This window comes from Prevotella intermedia ATCC 25611 = DSM 20706, assembly GCF_001953955.1.
GTDB classification, from domain to species: domain Bacteria; phylum Bacteroidota; class Bacteroidia; order Bacteroidales; family Bacteroidaceae; genus Prevotella; species Prevotella intermedia.
The window spans coordinates 1,218,614-1,240,133 of sequence record NZ_CP019300.1 but is presented as its reverse complement, the minus strand read 5'-3'; the positions used below and the strand labels follow the sequence as shown (position 1 = coordinate 1,240,133).

Sequence of the window (21,520 nt, the reverse complement as noted above, 5' to 3'; positions counted from 1 at the left end):
AAATGGAAGGCGTACAACTTAAAAGAAAAGTAACACTTCGCAGGAAAGAGAAACCTGCAGAGTTTACATTCACAGGACTTCTGAAGGTGAAGCTCCTTTGGCAGTCATCAACAGATTTAGACCTTTGCATGTTCTTTAAGAAAAAGGATGGCGAAGTAGGTGGTGTATTCTCTTCTGCTTTTCGTCAGAAGAAATCAGATCTCGGTTCTTTAACAGAGTTTCCTTTCATGCTTCATAAGGGAGACGAAGCAGAACCAGAAGCAGGTGGCGAGTCAGTTGAGCAAATAAACGTTGCAAGTCTCAATGACATTGATACTGCATATGTATGTGTGCTTAACTATAGTAAGGCTATCGACGGAGAGGAAATTAACTTCACTCAGGATTCAGGACGTGTTGAAATTCAGAGTGATAATGGTGATTACTTTGAAGTGGTAATAGATTCTGAAGAACAGGGACACGTATATAATGTATGTTCTATTAAGAACAATAATGGTGAGAACTCTGTTATGAATGAAGGTATAGTAATGGATTTAGGTACTGCATTTGATAAAATTCCAGGATTTTCTCTTATTTGTGAGTAATAATATAAAGTCAAACCCAAAATTTTAAATTATCATGGCTGTAACATTAAAGAAAAAGATTACCCTCAAACGTAAGGGTGAAGCTGCTGATTTTACATTCAGTGGAAAGTTAAAAATTAAGCTCTTCTGGAGCTCTCCAACTGACCTCGACCTCTGTCTCTTCTTTAAGAAGAAAAACGGAGAAGTTGGTGGTATCTTCTCTAATGAATACCGTGGACGCAAGAGCGACCTTGGTGACTTGAACGCATTCCCTTATATGCTCCACATGGGAGATAACAAGGAACCTGCAGCTGGTTCAGAAGAAACTGAGCAGATTAATGTCGCAAGTCTTAATGAAATCGACGAGGCATACATTTGTATTGTAAACTATGATGCTGCTGTTGAAGAAGAAGATGTGACTTATGCAGAGGAAGGTGGCCGTGTCGAACTTCAGAGTGACTCTGGTGATTATCTTGAAGTAATCGCGGATTCTGCTGACCACGGTCCAATCTATTGTGTATGTACTATCAAGAACAACGATGGCGTTAACTCTCTTAAGAAGAGCGGTGGTGATGAGGATCATCCAGAAGTTATGGATCTCAGTACCGCATTTGAGAAGATTCCTGGTTTCGCCCTCATTTGCAATTCATAATTATGGTTTCAATAAAGCATAAAGTAACAATAAAGACAAAAACTGCACAGGAGGAAACTCCTGCTGCAGTTGAAAGTCCTGCTGTTACATTGAAGAGGAAGCAACCAGAAGTTGCTAATGAGCCAACTAAGGTTGCACCTGTTCCAGAGACTCCAAAGAAATCCAATAAAGGCAAAATCATTGGTGGTGTTGCTGCCGCTGCTGCAATACTCGCAGGTGTATATTTCTTCGGAATAAAAGGTGATGATAAGACTGGTGATGACGTTACTCCTCCGACTGAGCAAATAGCTCAAGCCAGGGATGCTACTCAACCAGAGCCTACAACACAGACAGATGTTCCAGAAGAGGGTACGGCCGAAGAAAGTGGAGCAGCTTCAGATGCTCCTGAGACTGTAAGTCCTGCTGAAGCGAGTGATGCTCTTGCAAAAACCGGAACAGATCAAACTCAAACTCCGACACAGCCTACAGAACAGAAAGCAGACAAGCCATCGTCTGTTGCATCTTCTTTCACTAAGCCTGTTCAACAAGCTCAGTCACCAAAGAATAATGCTACAACTAGCCAAATAGCAGCTGCATCTGCACCTATAGGAGGCGATGTTGCTGAAAACGCCAAACGTGTTATTCGTGGTGATTTCGGCAATGGTCAGGAACGTAAGGACAAACTTGGTTCTGCTTATGTAGAGATACAAAGTAAAGTTAATGAAATGTATCGACAGGGACTTGTATATTAAATAAATGCAATATAACTGATGTATTGTCTTAATAAGGGACATTACGACAGATAGTAGTGCCCCTTAATTATAATTGTAATTGTCAGTAAGCAATGAAGATTCATGTTGCAATTATAGCATTCGGACTTTTGTCGTTGGTCTCATGCCATCAAAGAAATGGCCAGAATGAGGTTGTGTCAGAGCCAACTCCATCACAACAGAAGTTGCTCAATGCAGGCTGGACAGTTGAAACTCCGGCAGAAGATCTGACGGAAGAATATGGAATACAACCAATATATGGCATACAAGACAACTACTTTGATATAGCAATGGGAAGTGGTTGTAATGTTGCTGTAAAAATCATGGATTTACGCACAGATAAATGTATTCGTTATGTTTATGGTGCGGAAAATTCAACTACAACAGTCCAAGAAATACCACAAGGTGTATATTATCTGAAGCTTGCATATGGTTATGATTGGATGGAGTATGAAAAAGACAATGTGAAAATTGGTAAGTTTACAAGAAACGTATCTTATGAACGTAGCCAAGACACATTTGATTTTGGTGTGAAAAATTCTAGAGATGAAGTGAACTATCGTCTTGAAATAAATGTTGTAGAAAGTAAATTAGAAAATAACTTCCTTGCAACTCCCATCAACGAAGATGAGTTCATGAAATAATAATAATTTAACAGAATTAATTATGGCAAATTTAGAACAATTAAAGAAGGATCTTCTCGCAGATGGTATTATTGATTCTGAAGAAGTAAAAACAATCAAAGCTGTCCTCTATGAGGATGGTAAAATCGACAAAGATGAAGCAGATTTTCTTTTTGAGTTGAATGACGCTGTTTCAGGCAAAGAAAATGCGCCTGAATGGAAAGATTTGTTTGTCGATGCAATTACTGCATTCGTATTAGAGGACGAAGTCTCTCCAAACGAGATTGACGAAGATGAAGCAGAATACCTTTACAATCGGATTAAAGGCGACGATCAAGTAGATGATATAGAGCGAGCCCTCCTAGAGAACATTAAAGCTAAGGCAAAGAGTTTCCCTGAAAAACTCGCCTCTTTACTCTAACATTAAAGGAGGGGGCAAATCCCTCCTTCTTTATTTAAATTATATGGTAAGTTTTAGACATTTTGCTTCATATGTGACTGGTGCATTGTTTGTACTGTGTGCTATTGGTTGTCATTCTAAGCAAACTCCAATTGATAAACTTGAAAACTTTACTGAAGAAATTCAGAACAAAGCTCAGGATTATACAGAAGAGGATTGGAAGACTTCTGCTGAGGAGTTGGAGCAGATAGAAAAAGAAATTGAACAATATAAATCCGAATATACAGATGAGGAGCTGAAAGAAATAGGCCGCCTAAAAGGCATTTGTCTTGCTCGGTTTACAAAGCATTCTTTTAAGACTTTCAAAAGTGGGCTTGAAGATGCAATGAAAGAAGCAGAAGGCCTAATTGAAGGTTTTTCACAAGGGTTCGGAGATAAAGAAGAATAATGAAAAAGGTTGAACGAGCATCAATAGTTAGAGTCTTGATAGATCTTATCAAGGCAGATTTGGTTATCGATGAATATGAAATGGTTCTTTATGCTAAGTTGAAACAAGAATACAACATTAGCAGAGAAGATGAAATCAGTGCATCGTCGATGACCCTTGCAGATGCCGTTATGCCCCTTGCTGACTCTACTCCACTGTTGAGAAAATCTCTAATTGAATCTTTTTCAAAAATGTCTGTCAGTGATGGATTCTGTGCAGAACAGGAGGCTCAACTGATATTTGCTCTAATCTTTTGTCTAAGCGAAGAGTTTGTTGGTATGACAGAGATGTACTCTGTTCATGAACCTGAAGTTACAATAGAGGACAATCAAGTTATTTATGTAGAGCCCGCATTTGATAACAACATTAACTCCGACATTACAAATAATTATCGCTCTATAGATAAGGAATTCCATTTGGCTGGGTTTTATTTTATTTATATCCCATTTATTTCCAATCATTATAAGAAAACAGATATAGGATTGTTTAAGGAAATTGCAAAAATCTTGGCTCCGACAATACCAGAGAATAACATTCCTATTCTTGTCAAGAATTTGCAAAACATTACAACTGCAGAATATTGTTCTGAGCAGTTATGTAATAAACTTGGCATCCATAATCTTAGAGACGTGCCTCCTTCTCTATTGTTTAAGATTAGTAATACTTACGTTGGTGACAAGCTTTATACTAACTTCTTACGTATTACTATTGACAACGATGTTTTGCCTCTGATGCAAGATATTGTTGACAGATACATAGGAATGTTAATATCAGGAATAAGATTCGTCAAGAATACAGAAGAAGCTCATGGACAATTTATGTATCATGGTTTCTATAAACAGCTCTTCGATATATATGTTCTTCAGCGTGGCGTAAAGAGTGGTATATTGTTGGATTTAATAAAAGGTAGTTTGTTCTTACCAGAATTATCTTTGGAGATAACAGGTCTTCATAGACGTGACAAAGCGTTGTATGTACTACTGCTTATAGAAAGTGAAAATGGAGGCCTTAACTTTTCGCTTCCAATGTCGGTTAAAGAAAAAAGGAACTATGAAAATAGAATGAAGTCTATGCAGAATAAATATAACCTCATATATCACGCTCTTAATGGGGATAAAGCTTCTGCACCAAGGCTTGAAGACCCAGAGATAAGAAGACCCATAATTAGTAATATACGAAGGTGTATTAATAAAATGTCTGATGTTTTGCATAATGTAAATGATTACAATGTTTCCAAGAATTCTTATGGGAATTTCTGCGTAAATATACCGTTAGAAAATGTCCTTGTTAGAGAGTATGGGAATGAAAGAGAAAATGTACCAATCCGTAAGTAGCTTGTCTTTAACAAGATAAGAGTTGTGTAACAACATCTTGCAATATTGCAACCAAATTGTGATAGCAAAAGCGTCACAAAGAAGAAAGGTTTTAGCCCCGAATAGTTATCGAAGAGAAGTGCGTACCTTTGCAACATAAAAGTAAAACAAAACATTTAAATCAATGAAAAAATATTCTTACTAGCCTTTGGGGTGATAACATTTTTTGCATTGAATAGCTGTAATAGTCGTTCTTCTAAGCCTGGTCCAGAGAGTAGAAACTATGAATCAGGATATAACTCTTCTTCAACTGCTACAGATTCCGAATAAGATAATCCTTATATAGACTGCTCGTTATCTACGGGGGAACAACCTTATGATTGCAGTAATCTCCGAGGAGATAAATCATCTATAGAAGTTCGCACTTCAAGTAGTTCTGAGTGTGACGTAGTTGTTATTATAAAGAGCGATGACGTTATGGTCTGCAATTCCTATATAAAAGCAGGAGATTCATATAAGTTTAATCTTCCAAATGGTACATATCAAGTCTTCTTCTATGGTGGACGTAGTTGGAAGCCTAATAAGACTATGCCCAATGGACAAGAAGGAGGATTTGTGGCAAATGATTCCTATTCAAAAGATGAACCAGTAACATTGAACTATCAGGGACTGGAGTATGAGTTGATACCTCAGCCTGATAGTAACTTTACAACTGAGCAAAGCAACGCAAGTGAGGTTTTCTAAACAGAGTATATATAATGTAAGTGTAATTTAAGTTATGTAATCATGGAATATAATAAATTATATAATTACAATATGCAAGGTAATGTCATAGATTTCCCTGCAACATTTGCTAAGGTAATGCGAAATGTTTATGGTTGGATGTCATGTGAATTATTGATGACAGCTCTAACAGCAATGATTGTGGCAGGACATCCAGACATTATATATGCTATTGCTACGAATAAACTTCTTTTATGGGGACTTTTTGGTGCGGGGATAGGATTGGTTTTGTGGCTAAGTGCTAGAATAAATTCCATGTCATCAATGACTGCAGGTTTGATGTTTGCTGCATATGCTATCCTTAATGGCGTAACGATGTTATTCATATTTCTTGCATACACTATGGAGAGTATTGCCTCGACCTTCTTTACAACGGCAGGAACATTTGCTGTCATGTCCTTTATCGGATTTGTCACAAAGAAGGATTTATCTGGCATAGGTAAAATACTCACAATGCTTCTGATTGGACTTGTTATTGCGACAATAGTTAATATATTTGTTGCAAACTCTGGACTGTCTCTCATTTTGAATTATGTTGGTGTGTTTGTCTTTGTCGGTTTGACCGCATACGACACTCAGAAAATAAAAACGTTAATTCATGAAGCAACAATGTATGGAGATGAGGAACAGACGAATAAACTTGCTCTTATGGACAGTTTGACTCTTTACCTTGATTTTATTAATCTTTTCTTATACCTATTGAGATTCTTAGGTAATAGGAAATAATTATTAATGAATAAACAATGGATAGTATGGAACCATTAAACATGAGACGTAAACGATGGAATCTTTTAGGATTCGTTGCGAGTGTTATTATAACCTTTGGGATGATGGGCCTAATTATTTATGGTCAAGAACACAAAGGGCAACTTGAAGATGTTTTGTATATCCTTGTCCGTTATACTGGTAGTTGCATTATTTGCAATTATCAGTTATAATGTTAAAAGAATCATTAAGAATAAACTAAATAATAGAGCAAAATGAGTAAGATTCACTATCAAGGCTTAACCGATGCCCAGGTGCTCGAAAGCCGTGCGAAGTATGGTGCAAACGTGCTGACTCCGTCAGAAGAAGATTCCTTGTGGGATCAGATTAAAGAAGTATGTAAACATCCGATTGCGATAGCAATGTTTGGGCTTATCGCTGTGTCGGTTGTTCTTGCAGGAATACTTGTATCTAGCATGGGCGTGGCTGTTTGGGTTATGCCGGCAATCGTAACAATTGCAACACTGCTTATTCTCATAGTAGGCTTCTTTGGCGGTTTTGGAGATCCTCTTTTCAAAATCCTGATTACTGCATTTGTCCTTTCAATGGGTATTTCAACCTACGAATACGAATGGAATAATGCAGAATGGACAGCATTCTTTGAACCAATAGGTATTATTGTTGCTCTTATTCTTGCCACAAGTATTGCATACTGGCTTGAAAAAAACAATGAAAAGACGTTTCAGAGTCTTAATCAGTCAAATGATAATGAACCTGTGAAGGTCATTCGTAATGGCCATGTATGTCAGGTTCTACGTAAGGATGTTGTTGTGGGCGATATAGTTAAACTGGAAACTGGTGAAGAAATACCTGCTGATTGTAAATTGTTGGATTGCCTTAGTCTTACTGTTGATGAGTCTTCGCTTACAGGCGAACTTCAGGCAACAAAATCTCTTGACGCGAATGCATATCCAGATGCAACATATAGAGCTAATGAGATTAAAAAAGGTACAAATATTATTGAAGGTTATTGTACAGCAGAGGTAACTCAGGTAGGTATGAGTACTGAATGTGGTGAGGTTTATAAATCTCTGAATGAAGGCGATGAAATCACTGTTGGTTGGTTCGTTAAGAATAACTCTACAGGTGAGATCGTTGGTAAGTATAGCACAGAAGATGATGCTAATGATGCTCTAAAAGAATATCAAGGTAAGCATGAAGACGATGATGTTGTGGTTGAACAGCCACTTATTGACCGTATGCGTGTACGCAAGGGTAGTGAAACGCCTCTCAGCAGAAAACTTAACGGTCTTGCCGATTGGATTACCAAAGCAAGTTACTGGATTGCAGGATTCATCATTATAGGAAGATTGATTTGGTTCTTTGTTTCTGGTGATATTAATTTCTCTTCAGGCGAATACTGGGTAGAGTTCGTAAGCTTCTTCCTTAAGACTATAATGATTGCCGTAACACTTGTTGTTGTTGCTGTACCAGAAGGTCTTCCAATGTCTGTTACTTTAAGCCTTGCATTCAGTATGCGTAAGCTTATGAAGAGTAATACGCTTCCACGTACAATGCATGCTTGTGAAACCATGGGAGCAGCCTCTGTTATTTGTACTGATAAGACAGGTACTTTGACGAAGAACCAAATGGAGGTTGTTGATTCTAAAATAGCATGTTCAGACAACAATCTTATTGCAGAAATGATTGCGGTTAATACGACCGCTAATCTTGATTTCTCAGACAAGAATAATACCAAGGTCATCGGCAATCCTACAGAAGGAGCTCTTCTCCTTTGGATCCAGAAGAAAGGATCTGATTATTTAGAGATACGTGATACAGTACAATTGATAGACAGACTACCATTTACAACAGAAAATAAATATATGGCTACAATCGTAGAATCTGCTGTTCTTGGTAAGAAGGTAGTCTATGTCAAAGGTGCTCCTGAGATTTTACTGAATCTCTGTGATATTAGTTCTGATTCAAAGAACTCTCTAGAAAAAGAACTCTTGTCATATCAGAATAAAGCAATGCGTACATTAGGTCTTGCTTACATGGAACTTACGGATAATGATAACATCTTTAAGGATGGAAAACTTATTGCTAATAATCTTAAGTTCGTAGGCATCTTTGCAATTCAAGATGATATACGCGATGGCGTTAAGGAATCTATTGGTGATTGCATGAAGGCAGGTATCGCTGTGAAGATTGTAACTGGTGATACTCCTGGAACGGCTAAGGAGATTGGACGAAAGATTGGTCTTTGGCAGGATTCAGATACAGGCAAGAATATCATTACGGGGGCAGAGCTTGCCCTTTTGACTGATAAACAACTTCAAGAGCGAGCAATGGATCTGAAGATTATTGCTCGTGCAAGACCAATGGATAAGAAACGTCTTGTAGAAGCTCTTCAGAGTCTTGATCAAGTCGTAGCAGTTACTGGTGATGGTACTAACGATGCTCCTGCTTTGAATAAGGCTGACGTAGGTTTGTCAATGGGTAATGGTACTGCTGTGGCTAAAGATGCTTCAGATATGATTATCCAGGATAATTCATTCAGTACTATTGCCAATGCTGTTATGTGGGGACGTTCTCTTTACAAGAATATCCAGCGTTTCCTTCTCTTCCAGCTTACTGTTAATGTTGCTGCATGTTTCCTTGTCCTTTTTGGAGCATTTTTGGGTACAGAGTCACCTCTTACTGTTACGCAAATGCTTTGGGTTAACTTGATTATGGACACCTTCGCAGCAATTGCACTTTCTGCCCTTCCACCACAGAAATCTGTTATGGAAGATAAGCCACGTGATCCAAAGGCATTTATTCTAGACTCGTCAATGTTGCGTAACATCTTTGGTGTTGGCGGATTCTTCTTCGTTATTCTCCTTGCTCTTTTGATTATCTCTCAACATGCAGATATTAAGAGTATGAGTGACCTGCTTAACTTCCATTTTGGTGAACGTAATGAGGTTTCTGTTTATGAGCTAACTCTAATATTTACGATATTTGTTATGACTCATATGGGATATATATTTAATGCTCGTGGTTACAAGACGGGAGGTTCTGGCTGGAATCTAAAGGGTTGTGATGGATTCCTTATTATTGCTACGGTTGTGACTGTTGGACAGATTGCTATCGTTCAAGTTCCGTTCCTGAATAGTTTCTTTAATGTTCAGCAGTTGCCATTTAGTGATTGGGTGATTATATTCATCATTGGATTCTTAGTCACTGGAGTTAGAGAACTTAAACATTTAATATTCAAATAATCTACACAAAGAAAGTGGCAGATGCAAGTCTGCCATTTTCTTTATAACAAATGACATCAAATAATGATAGGCTCAATAATTGAAATCGTAATAGGTTGGTTGATAACATATAAAGCACCCAAAATGCTTAAAGATAAGGGAACTCAAGCCACTATTATTAAGTTGGTTGGCTGGCTGTTGATTATAGCAGGTTTGATTAGTTTTGTCCGTGCTGTTTTAGGAATGGTTGGCATCTAATTAAATGACAACAATAATCCACCCCACAAGAACACGTCGGTATAGGGAGATTTGATATAAGCGTTTTATAAGAATGAATAGAATTTGTGCTATAATTTGTTTTGTGTCCTGTACTTGCATTGCGTTTGCTCAGAAAGTTTATGTGACACCTGGTACAACCTCGAAGTTGTACCATAAAACTGCTGAATGTAAAAAATTGAAGGCTGTTGGTAGTTCTTCTTTCTCGATTTCTATTCAGCAGGCAAAATCTATTGGTAAAGAAGCATGTGATGTATGTTATTCTGTTAGTCCAGTTCAAAACAAGGAACGTATAACAGAATCAAAAAGCAATACTACGCGAGTTCGGGTTAAGAATGTCCTTGTAAAAGTTGGTAATCTCGTTAGTTTTTTGTAACTTTATAGTTGTAATTCAATAACTTACAAAACAGCCAAGCGATGATTACCAAAGACAAAATTACGGAAATACTCTGTATTATTGATGAGTTTGACAAGAATTTGAATGTTGAACTGAGTAAAAACCTATGTTTACCATCTTATAACAGCAATGGAAAACGTTGTAGGAATCGTAAGGGAAGGCTTTCTGAGAGTGAAATCATGACGATCCTTGTGTGCTATCATTTCGGTACATATCGTAATTTCAAGGAGTATTATCAGAACTGTATCCGTGGCTGGCTCAGGCATGAATTCCCTGCTGCCGTCTCCTATAACCGTTTTGTGGAACTCATGCCCCGTATGTTCCTCAACGTGAGTTCGATATAAGCTCTATGCAATTATTCTGCTTTTATCAATTATTTCTATGTTCATTTCTGGCTTCTTTGGCAACAGATTGTATGCAATGAGTCCTGCTATCAGATTTGTTGCAAAGTTATCAAAAGAGCGATGTCTGGTGTGTTCTATCTGACATACATTCTTCAGTTCATCGTTCACCGTCTCTATCACAGAACGCTTTCTGAGCAACAACTTATCATACAGGCTCATCAGGGAGTTCTTCATGTTCTTCTTTATCTTGGTCACCAAATGTATATTGTCCACAAAGAGCATCTCAAAGAGGTTCTGACTGATATACCCCCTGTCTGCGAAGAGTTTCCCAAACAACCTCTCGGTGAAGCGTTTGTCCTTCAGTGGCTCCCTGTCATCTACGTTTCCTGGCGTGAGCTTCCACTGGATAATCTCTCCCTTGTCATTGATGACAAGATGTAGCTTGAAGCCGTAGAACCAGCCCATGGTGCACTTTCCCTTTGCCGCCCAGCCCCTCATGGTCCTGTGCTGCCGCTCACGCTTGATGTGGCAGGAAGCCAGTGGTGTGGAATCAATGATGGATATGCCTGAACACTTGCCCAGTGCACATGTCTGGAGAAACAGCAACAGGTGCAGTGCGACCTGTGCTTGTCGCTCGACGAAGCGGTTGTAGGAAATCCGATGTGGGAAGTCTCCACGCATATGCTGGCAGATATAGCCTAAGTAGAAGGACTTGAGGTCTCGGAAGCGGTGAGTGTGGAACAGGACCAGAATGGTCATGATTTCACTGTCTGACATACGGGAAACACGGTTACGGTGCCGCTTGCCGGGTACCTGAAGCGTATGTTTTTTCAACTCTGGAGTAAAATACTTGCAAAAATCGTCGAATATACAGAATATTTCTATTAAATTTGTATCAGTCATAGGAGTGGGTATTTGTTTGTAACTCTTTGGTTTACAAGTATAAAGGTACAAAAAATATTCCACTCCTACAACTTTTAAAACAACTTTCTTATATCGAACTCACGTGCCGTAATGTCGGCTCATATCCTCTACGCTCATTCCTGCCGATTGAAGAACCAGTAAAGCTTGCCGTCCTGCTTCATCGTTGTCAAGAAACGCACGGACATGTGCAATACGATGCTCACGGAGATATGCAACGGCTCTATGTATATTGCTTACGGAGTTCAGCACAAGGCAGGGAGCGATTTATTTTCCCTTCATTGTGAGATAGGAAAGGAAATCCATAAAGCCCTCGAAGATACAGAGAGGAGCGTTATTCGCTTCTCCTGCAATCACGGATATATCCTTTGGGGCGATAGCTCCCTTAAACGTCATGTTGTCCCGAAGTTCATACCCTCCTGCACGGTTGGAAAATCCTATGGCGGTGTAAGTTCTTCCTCCCACCTCGTAGCATACGGAACACAGATAGGGTTTGGCAAGCGAAAGGTCTATCTTGCGTTCCTCCTGCAAATAGTGTTGTAGGTGTGGGGCAACTCATCGCTGATGCCGAGAATGCGCCTTGCGCTCGGGGACAGTGCAGCGACTTTTTCCTTTGGAGGAGTTGCACTATGAAAGGAAAGGTTGTTCCCTGCCAAAAGACTCATGGCTTTGTGAGCATCGCACCCTTGCAACAGCATCACGAGATCTATGATGCTGCCACCTTTGCCCAAGCCGAAATCGTACCAGAGGTTGCGTGCAAAATCCACTTTCATACTGGCGTTATGGTCTTCCCGATAAGGTGCGTTGTAAAGGGCATAACTGCCGTATTTCCTGACGGGCTGTATGCCACAGCCATGAAGATAGTCCGCTATGGGTATGTCCTTGATGTTTTGTAAATTGTAATATTCGTTGTTCATTGTTGTTATCGTTGGATTTGGATTTTTCGATATTTTATTGTTCGCTCTGTTTTCTCTTTTTGGAATTTCCCATTTTTATCTTACTACTCTTCGATATGGATATAAGTGATTGACAGTGAAAGAGAAAAGTGTAACACTTCTTTCGGTTTTATCTTTCTACACCTCCTTTCTATACCTTCCTCATTCATACTATCGTAGAAGCGTAGAAAGATGGTAGTAAGCTGTTCGCAAGATGAATCCCCCTTGCAATCTTTTTTCTTTCATCGTATTATCCTTGTTTGTAGTAATGTAGTAAGGAGAATAGGAAAGAAAATAGAAAGGAGTATAACAAAGGGATTGGTAATAACAGAATGCTATGGTGGCTGCTCGGGAAAAATCTTGCGGACGGCATACACATATACGGGATTGCCATTTACCCTGCGGCATTCTCTCGCATAGCCTGCCTTTCGCAGGGCTTCGCCCATTCGTTTGGGTGAGAGCTGCTGTCTGGTATAGACAGAGAGATAACCCACGATTTCCGAATTGGTCATATAGAAACGCTTAGTGGCTTTTTCCGCTTCCGTGGGAAAGGTGAAGTAGCGGAGCAACAGTTCCATTTCTGCCGCATAGACTTGGAAAGCCTCGCTGTTTCGGTGCAGTTCAGCAATCTCCTCATCATTGAACCAATAGCGAAATCCGTCTTTCAGCAATGCTTTGGCTTTGCCATACACGGCATCCATTGGGATTGTCTTGGCACGTTCTATATCTATTGCAAGCACCTCAAAAGGGAGGAAACGTCTGCTTCCTGTCGGGTCAGTGAGGAAATCGTTGCCATTGACCGAAGCCACGAAACTTGCCAAGTGAGGTCGTTCCACGATATGCTTCTCGTAGGGCATACGATACTTCACCTGCGGGCAGGTAATGAGGTTCTTCAGTTCGTTCTCGTCCCGTTTGTTAAGAGCTTTGAGTTGGTCATCAATGTTGATGATAAGGTTTTGACCGATAAGGCTCAACACGTCCTTTTCCTGTGGATATATCTTGCCTGTATATTGATAGTCTGACAATGCCGGTGGACAGAGCAGGTCAAGGAACGTGGTCTTGAATTTGCCTTGCTCACCCGTCAGTACAAGGCAAGTATGATTACGGCACTGCCTGTCATCCATCGCATTGGCGACCACTGCCACCAACCACTTGGTAAGGTATTCCCTCCATTTCTCGGGATTGGCTACGATTACACTATTTGCAAGTGCAGTTATTGCTTCTTGCTCCACTGCTCCCATTGTCGGCAAACTATGAAAATAAGCTTGTACAGGATTGACCTGCGGAGAAAAGTCGCTTTCTATGATGCTGTATAAGTTTTCGGACGAGGTTTGTATATCGCTTCCTTATTCAGGGCTCGTTTGAGGGAGTTGATGCAGTAGCGGTCTATTGCCACATAGTCCTCCACTCCTCGTGGACGGTACTCTGCTCGATACAGTACGGTGTTATACCGAAACTCATATCGCTCCGAAAGGAACTCCTCTATTTGGATGTTCTTTGAGATGTTGTCGCTGTTTTCTCTTTTCATTGTGCGGATTGCTTTCTATTACTTGGTTTTGAAGTTTGGCACGTTTTCGAATGCCAAAGCCAAGTTAGGCAGCCTTTTGCAATGAGCCAACATCTGCGGTGTTCTTGCATCAGACTACATCACTTTTCTCTGCTACGACACAATAAAAAAGCCCTTTCTCCCTCAATAACGGAGGGAAAGGGGCAAAAGAAGTGTGCGGATTGCACGGTGGGAAAGTGTGAGGTCTGCAACTGTTTGCAGAGTTTTGCACTATTCGAAAGGAACAAATGATTTTTCGGGCGGTGCAGGAGAATTTGAAAGGGGAAAACAGGGATGTATAGTGTGCGGACTTCCTGCCATTTCCCTCTTCTTCCCTGCTTATCCCGACCTCTTCGGGAATCGAAATCCACTGCTTACTTTTGCGTCAGAAATCAATAATAACGCAAATAAAACAACAACGAAAAATGAGATTTACAGCCATTGACACCTCCGCTTGGGAGGAACTGAAAGAGAGCATCGTGGAGCTGACCGACTGCTTTAACGAGCATTTCGCCCCACCTGCCGAAGTGCCCGACCTCCTGCACAATGGAGACGTGTGCCGAATACTGAACATCAGTAAGCGGACACTTCAACACTATCGGGACACTTCCGTGTTGCCCTTCATCCAAATCGGGCATAAGTGCTATTACAAACGTGAGGACGTTGAGAAACTCCTCGCCAAGTCTGACACTCATAAATAAAACGAACTATGGAATACGAAACCATCAGCAAAGAAATGCCCGAAATGAAACAGCTCATTTCGGGCATCAGAAACCTCACAAAGCGTGTGCGGACAACAGCACAGACACACCGTCCCCTGTTCGAGGGAGAACTCTATCTCACAGGAAGAGAGATATGCGAAAGGCTGTTCCTCTCTCCTCGAACCTTGCAGGATTATCGGGATAAAGGCATTTTCCCATACACGCAGATTGCAGGGAAGATACTTTACCGATTGTCTGACCTGCAACGAATTTTGCAAGAAAATTATGTAAACAGAAACCTGCATCAATAACGGTGCAGGTTTTTCTTTTTCATTTCCCCTTGATTTTTACTGCTTTACATTAAATATCTTTATTTCCTTCAGAATATCGCAGAAAATTTATATCTTTGCAGTTGAGCATATTATATGCTCATACATTTTGGTAAAAAAGAGGCGTTATGCCCTATTCTTGTATGCACGAAGCCTGAGAAACTTCCTAACAATGTTACAAGAAAGGTCGTAATAGTCTCCACGCATATAGCGTGGGGCTGTTATTCCCACATCTGTCACAAAAAGTTTTCTCAGGACCTGTACATTAAGACGTGGAGCATACAGTTCCACGCTTCTGCATATATTCTAATACCCAATAGGAACTGTATGGGAATCAAAGTTGTGCCCGACACGAATTAGGGATAAAATAATGAAGAATTACCAGTGTAAAAAATGTGGTACGTTGATTCAAAGTGAAAAAACACCAAGTTCATTTAATTGCCTCAGAGGAGGTATGCATCAATGGCAAGACTTGGGCGAATTGGGCCCTATCACTTACCAATGCAAAAAATGCGGAATTACTATTAACAGCAAAAAAACACCAAGTTCTTTTGGTTGCACGGCTGGTGGTATGCATCAATGGAACAAGTTAAGTCGTTAAAACACAACTTTCCCTACTTTATGAACTTATAAAGTAGGGAAAGAGACAAATCAATAGCTTAATACTTATGGAATCATCAATAAACATATCAACACTATTGGCAGGAAAGTCTATTAGTGTGCCTAATTATCAGCGAGCTTATTCATGGGACACAGATAGTGCAAACAAAAGTGCGAAGCAAGTCAATATATTCCTATCAGATTTACAGGATTATGTACATAGTCATACTTCTACGCCATACTATTTTGGACATTTCCTTTTTGAGGAAAAAGGAGAGAATGAGTATGCTATTATAGATGGACAACAGCGATTGACAACTACTGTTATCTTTCTGTCTACTCTCTATAAACGATTGAAGGAAATTAGAAATATAGACAAGGTGGAAGATTTCGATGATGACTTGTATATATCCTATTGCAACACCATTAAACAGCGAAGTCAATATCGTTTTTCTACTGTGGATTACGACAATCAGATGTTCCGAGACTATGTGATAGACCAAACATCCAATAATCATAGCGACATAGATACGCTTTCAAAGGCGAGAATTGTGGCTGCATTCGATTATTTCACAGCACAAGTTGCAGATATTGAAGAAAAAGAACTATTAGCCCTTCTCAATGCCATCACTCATGCCTCATGCACTACACACATAGTTAAGGATGCCACAGAGGCTGTACAGATGTTTATTTTCCAAAACAACCGCGGGAAGAAACCCACCAAATTGGAAATCATCAAGGCGCAGTTTATGTACCACATACATTTACATGCACCATTTGAGGAAACAAAGCTTATACTGTCTGAAATAACAGAAAGGTTTCAGTATATTTATAAATCAATTACACAAATAGAGGATTATCTTGACGAAGATAATATCCTGAATTACACAGTTAAGATTTTCAGAAACAATTTGGACGATATCAGCTCCACAGACTTTGTAAATGAACATTTAGGTAAAGCCAATAGTATTGCTTTTATACGTGACTTCACACGTTTATTGGCTTCTTGCTTTACCCAAGCTGCTAAATTCCTCCAGCAAGAAAAAGGAAATATGGTCTATCATGCTTTGTTGGTGTCGGCAGACAAAGGTATCATGTTCCCATTTGTTATTAAAGCCATGCGTAATGGTATGGAACAAGATGGACTAAACCTATTGGCAAAATCTTTGGAACAAATATTCTTGCGCAATCGTATTATCGGTACTCGTGCGAATTTACTGTGGCGTCTCAACAAATGCTATCAGGAAATGGAATCTAATGCTATGACGGTTGTCAATCATATTGAATGGATGAAGAGTCGAAATGATTGGTGGGGATTTTGGAATAATGAAGAACTTGCTCGTTGCCTCAATATGGGGATGAATCATCAAACCGCAAAGATTCTCTTATGGAAATACGAAAACTATCTGATAGCAAGCGGAAAGTCTGGTTATAGTCCTGTCAGATATGACAGCATTGCGACTCCACACCTTGAGCACATTGCACCACAAACCGAAAACACAGAAGCTGATAATGGTTATTGCCCTTATGATGAAGAGTTCTATAACCGATATTTGGAATGTTTGGGCAACTATTTGCTGCTGTCTGGCAGTCATAATATGTCATTGAGCAATGGCAGATTTCAGATAAAGCGTGATAGTTACACATACCTACAACAACAGTCAGAAGTTCAGAGAATGACGGAGAATGACCTACTTTGGGACAAAGAGAAAATTCATCAGCGTCACTTAAAGATAGTCAACTTTTTGATACAAGCACTTTAAAAATAATAGCATGAGTAATAAATTAGAAAAGGCTATAGAGTGGTGTGTCTTTCAAAGTAGATGGCTTCAAGTTCCTGTATATCTTGGTATGTGCGTCGTGATGGGAATGTATTCTTACGTTTTTTGTAAAGAAGTCATACATAGCCTGATAAACATAGAGACTTTCACAGAAGAAACGATGCTTATGCTGGCCATAGGTATTGTGGATGTTTCAATGGTTTTGAATTTAATCATTGTGTGCGTAATTGGAGGATACTGGTCGTTTGTCAGCAGACTGGAGATTATTGAGAAAGACAAGGATAGTAATCAGTTCGGTTATCTTGGTAAGATAAATCCAAATGCATTAAAGCACAAATTGATGATTTCGCTAATCAGTATTTCTGCCGTTCATTTATTGGAAACGTTTGTAGCTGAGAATATTGACACACAACATACGATAATGCAAATTAGCATTCATATCGTATTCGTTTTATCCGCTTTGGGCATTACATATATGGATAAAATCGGGCATACACAACATTAAATGCAGGATAGAGAATAAAAGTTCGAGTGAAGGAGAATTGCTATATTACATTTCCTTCACTCGTTTTTTATCTCACATTTTCTCCATCAGCCTGTCCATATCCCTTGAAATCTTTTGGTCAGTGATTTGGGCATAGATTTGTGTGCTGGCAATAGAGGAATGCCCCATCATCTTGGCGATACTCTCTATCGGAATGCCTGCCTCCAATGTCAGCGTGCCGAATGTATGGCGTGCTACATGAAAGGAAAGGTTTTGGCAAATGCCACAAGCCAAACCAACAGCCTTGAGATGCATACCTATCTGCATTCTGCTCTGCGAGGTTGCAAAGATTGGGTTATCCTCTGTCTTGTCTTTCAGTGGGTAGAGCGAGAGTATTTGCTCGGCTATCGGGTGCAGGGGCGTGATGCTCTCCACACCTGTCTTCTTTCTGTACTGACGGATATAGCGTACCCCTGCATTGTTTGTCTCAATATCACAATACCTTAACTTGTTCACATCGGCAAAAGCCAATCCTGTGAATACGGAGAAAAGAAAAATCCTCCGCACAAATTCCGCCTGTTCATTTTGCAAAGGCATAGCCAATAGACGGGCGACATCCGTCTTGCCCAGACAGCGAATTTTTCGCTCCACTCGTTCATACTTGGCACCCTCAAAAGGATTATAACGAATGGTTTGCTGGCTCACAGCTCTATACATCAACCGACTCAACCAAAAGAGATTTTGTTTCGTTGAGGATAAGGCATAGCCTTTTCGCTTGAAGTAGATGCGATAATCATCGAAAAAAAACCATTGTGAGAGTTGCCAGAGGAGTATCCGCTATGCCTTTACTTTTCACAAAGCTTTCCAACTGCCTGTGATAACTACGACAGCTTTGGTAAGTGCTTGAAGCCCTTGTGGATTGAACGATTGACAGCTCCTCACGGCTAAAGGCAAGCAATGTGGTCGGATTTGCTCCGACACCTTGCAAGTGGTTTTTAAGCAATTCGGTACTCACTGCGCCAAATTGTAAGAGCAATGTATCGTATCCCTGTTCAATCTTCTCACGAAAAGAATGCAAGCGTAGGTTCTGCTGCTTGTCGTTCGTTTCTTGTCGCTTTACGCTCCAATCGCTGGGCGAAATATTTTCTCCTGTGGACATCACGACTTTTGAGCCGTCTATCGTAATACGGCAAAGGATTGCCGTTGTGCCATCCGTTCTCAATTTACTGCGATTGATGTAGAATAAAATGTTGAATGTACTGCGCATAATCTCAAAGGCTAAGGGTTAAATCTTCTGTAAAAGAGAGAAAGCGACCAAATTCCTCAAATACTTTCTTCGGTGTTACATGGGCATAACGCTCGGTCGTTTGGATGCTGCTATGTCCCAGCATTCGGCTTACCGTTTCGATGGGAACGCCACGTTCCAAGGTAATCAATGTCGCAAAGGTGTGCCGTCCGATATGTGCGGTCAAGGGAAAGGCAATTCCTGCTCTCAGTTGCAGGGCTTTCAATAGGAAACGATAGGCCTCGTAGCTGATACTCGGTAAAAGCGTGTCCCATTCATTCGAATGGTATGTATCAAGCAGAGCAACGGCTTGGGGAAGAAGTTTTACCCGACAAAGGGTGTTTGTCTTTTGCCTTCTGAATTTAAGCCACATAGCACCTGCATCATCCTGCACAAGATGTTCCTTGCGCAGATTCGTCATGTCGCAAAAGGCTGTGCCTGTGTAGCAGGTGAACAGGAAAAGGTTACGGGCAAGTGTCATTTCTGTTTCCTCCTCTTCTAATCTGACTTGCTTTATCCTATCAAAAGAAGCCCTGTCCAACGCTCTGGGCAGTTTACTCTCTCCTCTGTCTATCTTGACAAGGTGAAAGGACGGTCTATGATACCCTCGCGAAAAGCCAAACGGCATACTTTCTTGACCGCCAATGCCATCTTGCGGTAATAACTCTGTGAATGACCATGTTTTCCCACGCTGTATTCATGCAAGCCGTCCAAGAATTCCTCGGTTAGTTGCCCAAAGGTAATGTCGCCGGTATGGTATCGCTCTTGTATAAAGACTTGCAGATGCTTTCGGAGCATGTAATACATCGAGTGCCAACGTGCCGAAATCTCCACGCCAACCAATTGCTTCTCGTCTTCTACCATCTGGTCGTAGCGTTGCAAGAACGTAGTGCGGTTCTGCATTGAGCCTTGGAACTGCTCCTTGATGTCTTTTGCAGAGAACTCTATACCTCTATCACAAAGCGTTTGGTACGCTCGTTGTACAGAGAGAAGCAGTTGTTCCAACTTTGCATTGGTTGCCACTGCTTCACGGCTCTTGCCATTCAATCGGCTCTCTCGCACATTCCACAACTTGGGATTGCACGACAGCTTACTGCTGAATTGAGCCATCGTGCGATTATAGGTTATCCGTCCCATTATCGGAGCCTGCCCCGACTTGTCCAAACCGCTCTTTTTGAGGTAGAGCAACACCTTCATTTTCCCTTTTTGCATACGCTTCTGTTTTTGTGGGCAAAGTTACCCGCTTTTGAAGCGTTTTCAGCTATGCAAAACATTGTGATTCAGTGCATAAACACCATATCAGTAGAAATCCTTACTATTGTGCTAACTGCTTCCTGTTACCTGTCTACATCCTTTCACATTTGACTAACGATTTGGTAACGTATCTTTTGCACAAATCCGCATTTTCTGCACTTTCATCCTCTAAGCAATTCACGGCATAAATCCGTGTTTCTCACACATTCTAAATCACTTACCATCAATCTACATAAATCAACCTTTTCTTGCATTTGCCCGATAAAATGTGTACTTTTGACCATGTTATTGAAGTTTTGACCAAGAAAACAAAAGTAACAAAAAGGTTTACCAGACAGCAATAAATCGAAATGATTCACATATAGAAGCTCATTCTTCATTAATCCGAAGAAATTCTCCATCATGGAGTTATCCAAGCAATTTCCCTTCCGAGACATGCTCTGTACTATACCTTTATCTTTAAGCATCTTCTGGTACATTCCGTGCTGATAGTGCCATCCCTGATCAGAGTGCATAATCAGCCCATTAAATTTTGCCTGTTTCCTAAATGCAGATTTCAGCATATCTATGGTCATTTTCAAGTTGGGACTTCTTGATATGGTGTATGCAATGATTTCACCGTTAAACATATCCATTATAGGAGACAGATACGTCTTGACACCATGTATGCATACTTGCGTGACATCTGTTGTCCATTTCTGGTTTGGAGTTGATGCCTTAAAGTTTCTCCAACTCGCTGAGAGGCTTGCTGTTCTTTTTCGGTCTGCCCATGTCTGGTGGTCTGCCTCGCCTTTTAAATTTGCCAAGAGCTGACAAACCTTCCTCACGATATGCTTTTAACCATCTACTTATGGTTTGAGGAGCTGCTCCAAACTTTAACGAGGCTGCGTGCAAAGTTAAGTGCTTTTTCTCAATTTCAAGGACAATTTGTTTCTTTAATGCAAAATCAGTCTTGATATTTTTACCTTTTTGCAAGCCGCCTGGACCCTGTTGGAGGTATCTTGAACGTAAGACTTTTAGATGTTCCGTATTTATACCATATGTAGTATGGATACTCTCAAATGAATGACCGTCATCAAGAAGATACATATACTTTTGCAAATCTTCCAAATCGTGTTTCTTTCTATTCTTAATACTCATAATAAAACCC

Annotated in this window: 16 protein-coding genes and 5 pseudogenes; 14 read left to right on the top strand and 7 right to left on the bottom strand. The window is 40.2% G+C overall.

The genetic code is table 11. The features are described from left to right. Positions 1–2: 2 nt before the first annotated feature. The 10 genes and pseudogenes from BWX39_RS05195 to BWX39_RS05145 form a co-directional block, all read left to right on the top strand. Positions 3–581 (top strand): hypothetical protein, encoded by a 579-nt coding sequence (locus BWX39_RS05195; protein ID WP_028906128.1) that lies wholly within the window; start codon positions 3–5, stop codon positions 579–581. A 34-nt stretch (positions 582–615) separates the two neighbouring features. Next, positions 616–1,212: a hypothetical protein gene (locus BWX39_RS05190; RefSeq protein WP_036860823.1), complete on the top strand. Its 597-nt coding sequence runs from the start codon at positions 616–618 to the stop codon at positions 1,210–1,212. A 2-nt stretch (positions 1,213–1,214) separates the two neighbouring features. Then, entirely contained in the window at positions 1,215–1,943 is a 729-nt protein-coding gene (locus BWX39_RS05185; RefSeq protein ID WP_028906126.1) for a hypothetical protein, read from the top strand. A 92-nt stretch (positions 1,944–2,035) separates the two neighbouring features. Beyond that, positions 2,036–2,605, top strand: coding sequence for a hypothetical protein (locus BWX39_RS05180; protein ID WP_028906125.1), 570 nt, complete (start codon positions 2,036–2,038; stop codon positions 2,603–2,605). Positions 2,606–2,627: 22 nt separating this feature from the next. Then, a complete protein-coding gene (locus BWX39_RS05175) occupies positions 2,628–3,005 on the top strand; it encodes a hypothetical protein (RefSeq protein ID WP_028906124.1) in 378 nt (125 codons plus the stop codon). Positions 3,006–3,048: 43 nt separating this feature from the next. Then, on the top strand, positions 3,049–3,432 hold the full coding sequence (locus tag BWX39_RS05170; RefSeq protein ID WP_051129518.1) for a DUF6565 domain-containing protein: 384 nt from the start codon (positions 3,049–3,051) through the stop codon (positions 3,430–3,432). After that, positions 3,432–4,805: a hypothetical protein gene (locus BWX39_RS05165; RefSeq protein ID WP_028906122.1), complete on the top strand. Its 1,374-nt coding sequence runs from the start codon at positions 3,432–3,434 to the stop codon at positions 4,803–4,805. Before BWX39_RS05170 ends, BWX39_RS05165 begins: the two co-directional genes overlap by 1 nt. 765 nt (positions 4,806–5,570) lie before the next feature. Beyond that, entirely contained in the window at positions 5,571–6,293 is a 723-nt protein-coding gene (locus tag BWX39_RS05155) for a Bax inhibitor-1/YccA family protein (protein WP_028906120.1), read from the top strand. A gap of 254 nt (positions 6,294–6,547) precedes the next feature. Continuing rightward, positions 6,548–9,538 carry a cation-translocating P-type ATPase gene (locus BWX39_RS05150; protein WP_028906119.1) on the top strand — a complete coding sequence of 997 codons (2,991 nt, stop codon included), beginning with the start codon at positions 6,548–6,550 and terminating at the stop codon, positions 9,536–9,538. Between the two features lie 672 nt (positions 9,539–10,210). Then, a pseudogene (locus BWX39_RS05145) lies at positions 10,211–10,522 on the top strand (IS982 family transposase); the annotation flags it as partial. Positions 10,523–10,537: 15 nt separating this feature from the next. On the opposite strand, the gene BWX39_RS05140 reads toward BWX39_RS05145, so the two are convergent. The 3 genes and pseudogenes from BWX39_RS05140 to BWX39_RS05130 form a co-directional block, all read right to left on the bottom strand. Continuing rightward, on the bottom strand, positions 10,538–11,437 hold the full coding sequence (locus BWX39_RS05140) for an IS982 family transposase (RefSeq protein WP_076123173.1): 900 nt from the start codon (positions 11,435–11,437) through the stop codon (positions 10,538–10,540). Positions 11,438–11,545: 108 nt separating this feature from the next. Further along, a pseudogene (locus tag BWX39_RS05135) lies at positions 11,546–12,372 on the bottom strand (toprim domain-containing protein); the annotation flags it as partial. A gap of 353 nt (positions 12,373–12,725) precedes the next feature. Continuing rightward, positions 12,726–13,918: pseudogene (locus tag BWX39_RS05130) on the bottom strand (VapE domain-containing protein). Positions 13,919–14,361: 443 nt separating this feature from the next. Between BWX39_RS05130 and BWX39_RS05125 the strand changes: the two are divergent. The 4 genes from BWX39_RS05125 to BWX39_RS05105 all read left to right on the top strand — a co-directional run bounded on the left by BWX39_RS05125 (position 14,362) and on the right by BWX39_RS05105 (position 17,852). Next, entirely contained in the window at positions 14,362–14,637 is a 276-nt protein-coding gene (locus BWX39_RS05125) for a helix-turn-helix domain-containing protein (protein ID WP_076123350.1), read from the top strand. Between the two features lie 8 nt (positions 14,638–14,645). Then, positions 14,646–14,948: a helix-turn-helix domain-containing protein gene (locus BWX39_RS05120; protein WP_028904640.1), complete on the top strand. Its 303-nt coding sequence runs from the start codon at positions 14,646–14,648 to the stop codon at positions 14,946–14,948. 686 nt (positions 14,949–15,634) lie between these two features. Continuing rightward, on the top strand, positions 15,635–17,329 hold the full coding sequence (locus BWX39_RS05110; RefSeq protein WP_028904642.1) for a DUF262 domain-containing protein: 1,695 nt from the start codon (positions 15,635–15,637) through the stop codon (positions 17,327–17,329). A gap of 10 nt (positions 17,330–17,339) precedes the next feature. Then, on the top strand, positions 17,340–17,852 hold the full coding sequence (locus tag BWX39_RS05105) for a TIGR00645 family protein (RefSeq protein ID WP_028904643.1): 513 nt from the start codon (positions 17,340–17,342) through the stop codon (positions 17,850–17,852). 72 nt (positions 17,853–17,924) lie between these two features. On the opposite strand, the pseudogene BWX39_RS05100 reads toward BWX39_RS05105, so the two are convergent. The 4 genes and pseudogenes from BWX39_RS05100 to BWX39_RS05085 form a co-directional block, all read right to left on the bottom strand. After that, positions 17,925–19,098 (bottom strand): annotated as a pseudogene (locus tag BWX39_RS05100) (tyrosine-type recombinase/integrase). A gap of 4 nt (positions 19,099–19,102) precedes the next feature. Then, positions 19,103–20,328, bottom strand: a pseudogene (locus BWX39_RS05095) (site-specific integrase). Positions 20,329–20,531: 203 nt separating this feature from the next. Then, positions 20,532–21,197, bottom strand: coding sequence for an IS3 family transposase (locus BWX39_RS12800; RefSeq protein ID WP_370446763.1), 666 nt, complete (start codon positions 21,195–21,197; stop codon positions 20,532–20,534). Beyond that, positions 21,088–21,510: a helix-turn-helix domain-containing protein gene (locus tag BWX39_RS05085; protein ID WP_076123250.1), complete on the bottom strand. Its 423-nt coding sequence runs from the start codon at positions 21,508–21,510 to the stop codon at positions 21,088–21,090. The genes BWX39_RS12800 and BWX39_RS05085 overlap by 110 nt, the downstream gene beginning before the upstream one ends. Positions 21,511–21,520 lie beyond the last annotated feature (10 nt).

Excerpts from the sequence above, each read along its gene's own strand:
- BWX39_RS05195 (WP_028906128.1), top strand. The coding sequence starts at position 3 with ATGGAAGGCGTACAACTTAAAAGAAAAGTAACACTTCGCAGGAAAGAG.
- BWX39_RS05190 (WP_036860823.1), top strand. The coding sequence starts at position 616 with ATGGCTGTAACATTAAAGAAAAAGATTACCCTCAAACGTAAGGGTGAA.
- BWX39_RS05185 (WP_028906126.1), top strand. The coding sequence starts at position 1,215 with ATGGTTTCAATAAAGCATAAAGTAACAATAAAGACAAAAACTGCACAG.
- BWX39_RS05180 (WP_028906125.1), top strand. The coding sequence starts at position 2,036 with ATGAAGATTCATGTTGCAATTATAGCATTCGGACTTTTGTCGTTGGTC.
- BWX39_RS05175 (WP_028906124.1), top strand. The coding sequence starts at position 2,628 with ATGGCAAATTTAGAACAATTAAAGAAGGATCTTCTCGCAGATGGTATT.
- BWX39_RS05170 (WP_051129518.1), top strand. The coding sequence starts at position 3,049 with ATGGTAAGTTTTAGACATTTTGCTTCATATGTGACTGGTGCATTGTTT.
- BWX39_RS05165 (WP_028906122.1), top strand. The coding sequence starts at position 3,432 with ATGAAAAAGGTTGAACGAGCATCAATAGTTAGAGTCTTGATAGATCTT.
- BWX39_RS05155 (WP_028906120.1), top strand. The coding sequence starts at position 5,571 with ATGGAATATAATAAATTATATAATTACAATATGCAAGGTAATGTCATA.
- BWX39_RS05150 (WP_028906119.1), top strand. The coding sequence starts at position 6,548 with ATGAGTAAGATTCACTATCAAGGCTTAACCGATGCCCAGGTGCTCGAA.
- BWX39_RS05140 (WP_076123173.1), bottom strand. The coding sequence starts at position 11,437 with ATGACTGATACAAATTTAATAGAAATATTCTGTATATTCGACGATTTT.
- BWX39_RS05125 (WP_076123350.1), top strand. The coding sequence starts at position 14,362 with ATGAGATTTACAGCCATTGACACCTCCGCTTGGGAGGAACTGAAAGAG.
- BWX39_RS05120 (WP_028904640.1), top strand. The coding sequence starts at position 14,646 with ATGGAATACGAAACCATCAGCAAAGAAATGCCCGAAATGAAACAGCTC.
- BWX39_RS05110 (WP_028904642.1), top strand. The coding sequence starts at position 15,635 with ATGGAATCATCAATAAACATATCAACACTATTGGCAGGAAAGTCTATT.
- BWX39_RS05105 (WP_028904643.1), top strand. The coding sequence starts at position 17,340 with ATGAGTAATAAATTAGAAAAGGCTATAGAGTGGTGTGTCTTTCAAAGT.
- BWX39_RS05085 (WP_076123250.1), bottom strand. The coding sequence starts at position 21,510 with ATGAGTATTAAGAATAGAAAGAAACACGATTTGGAAGATTTGCAAAAG.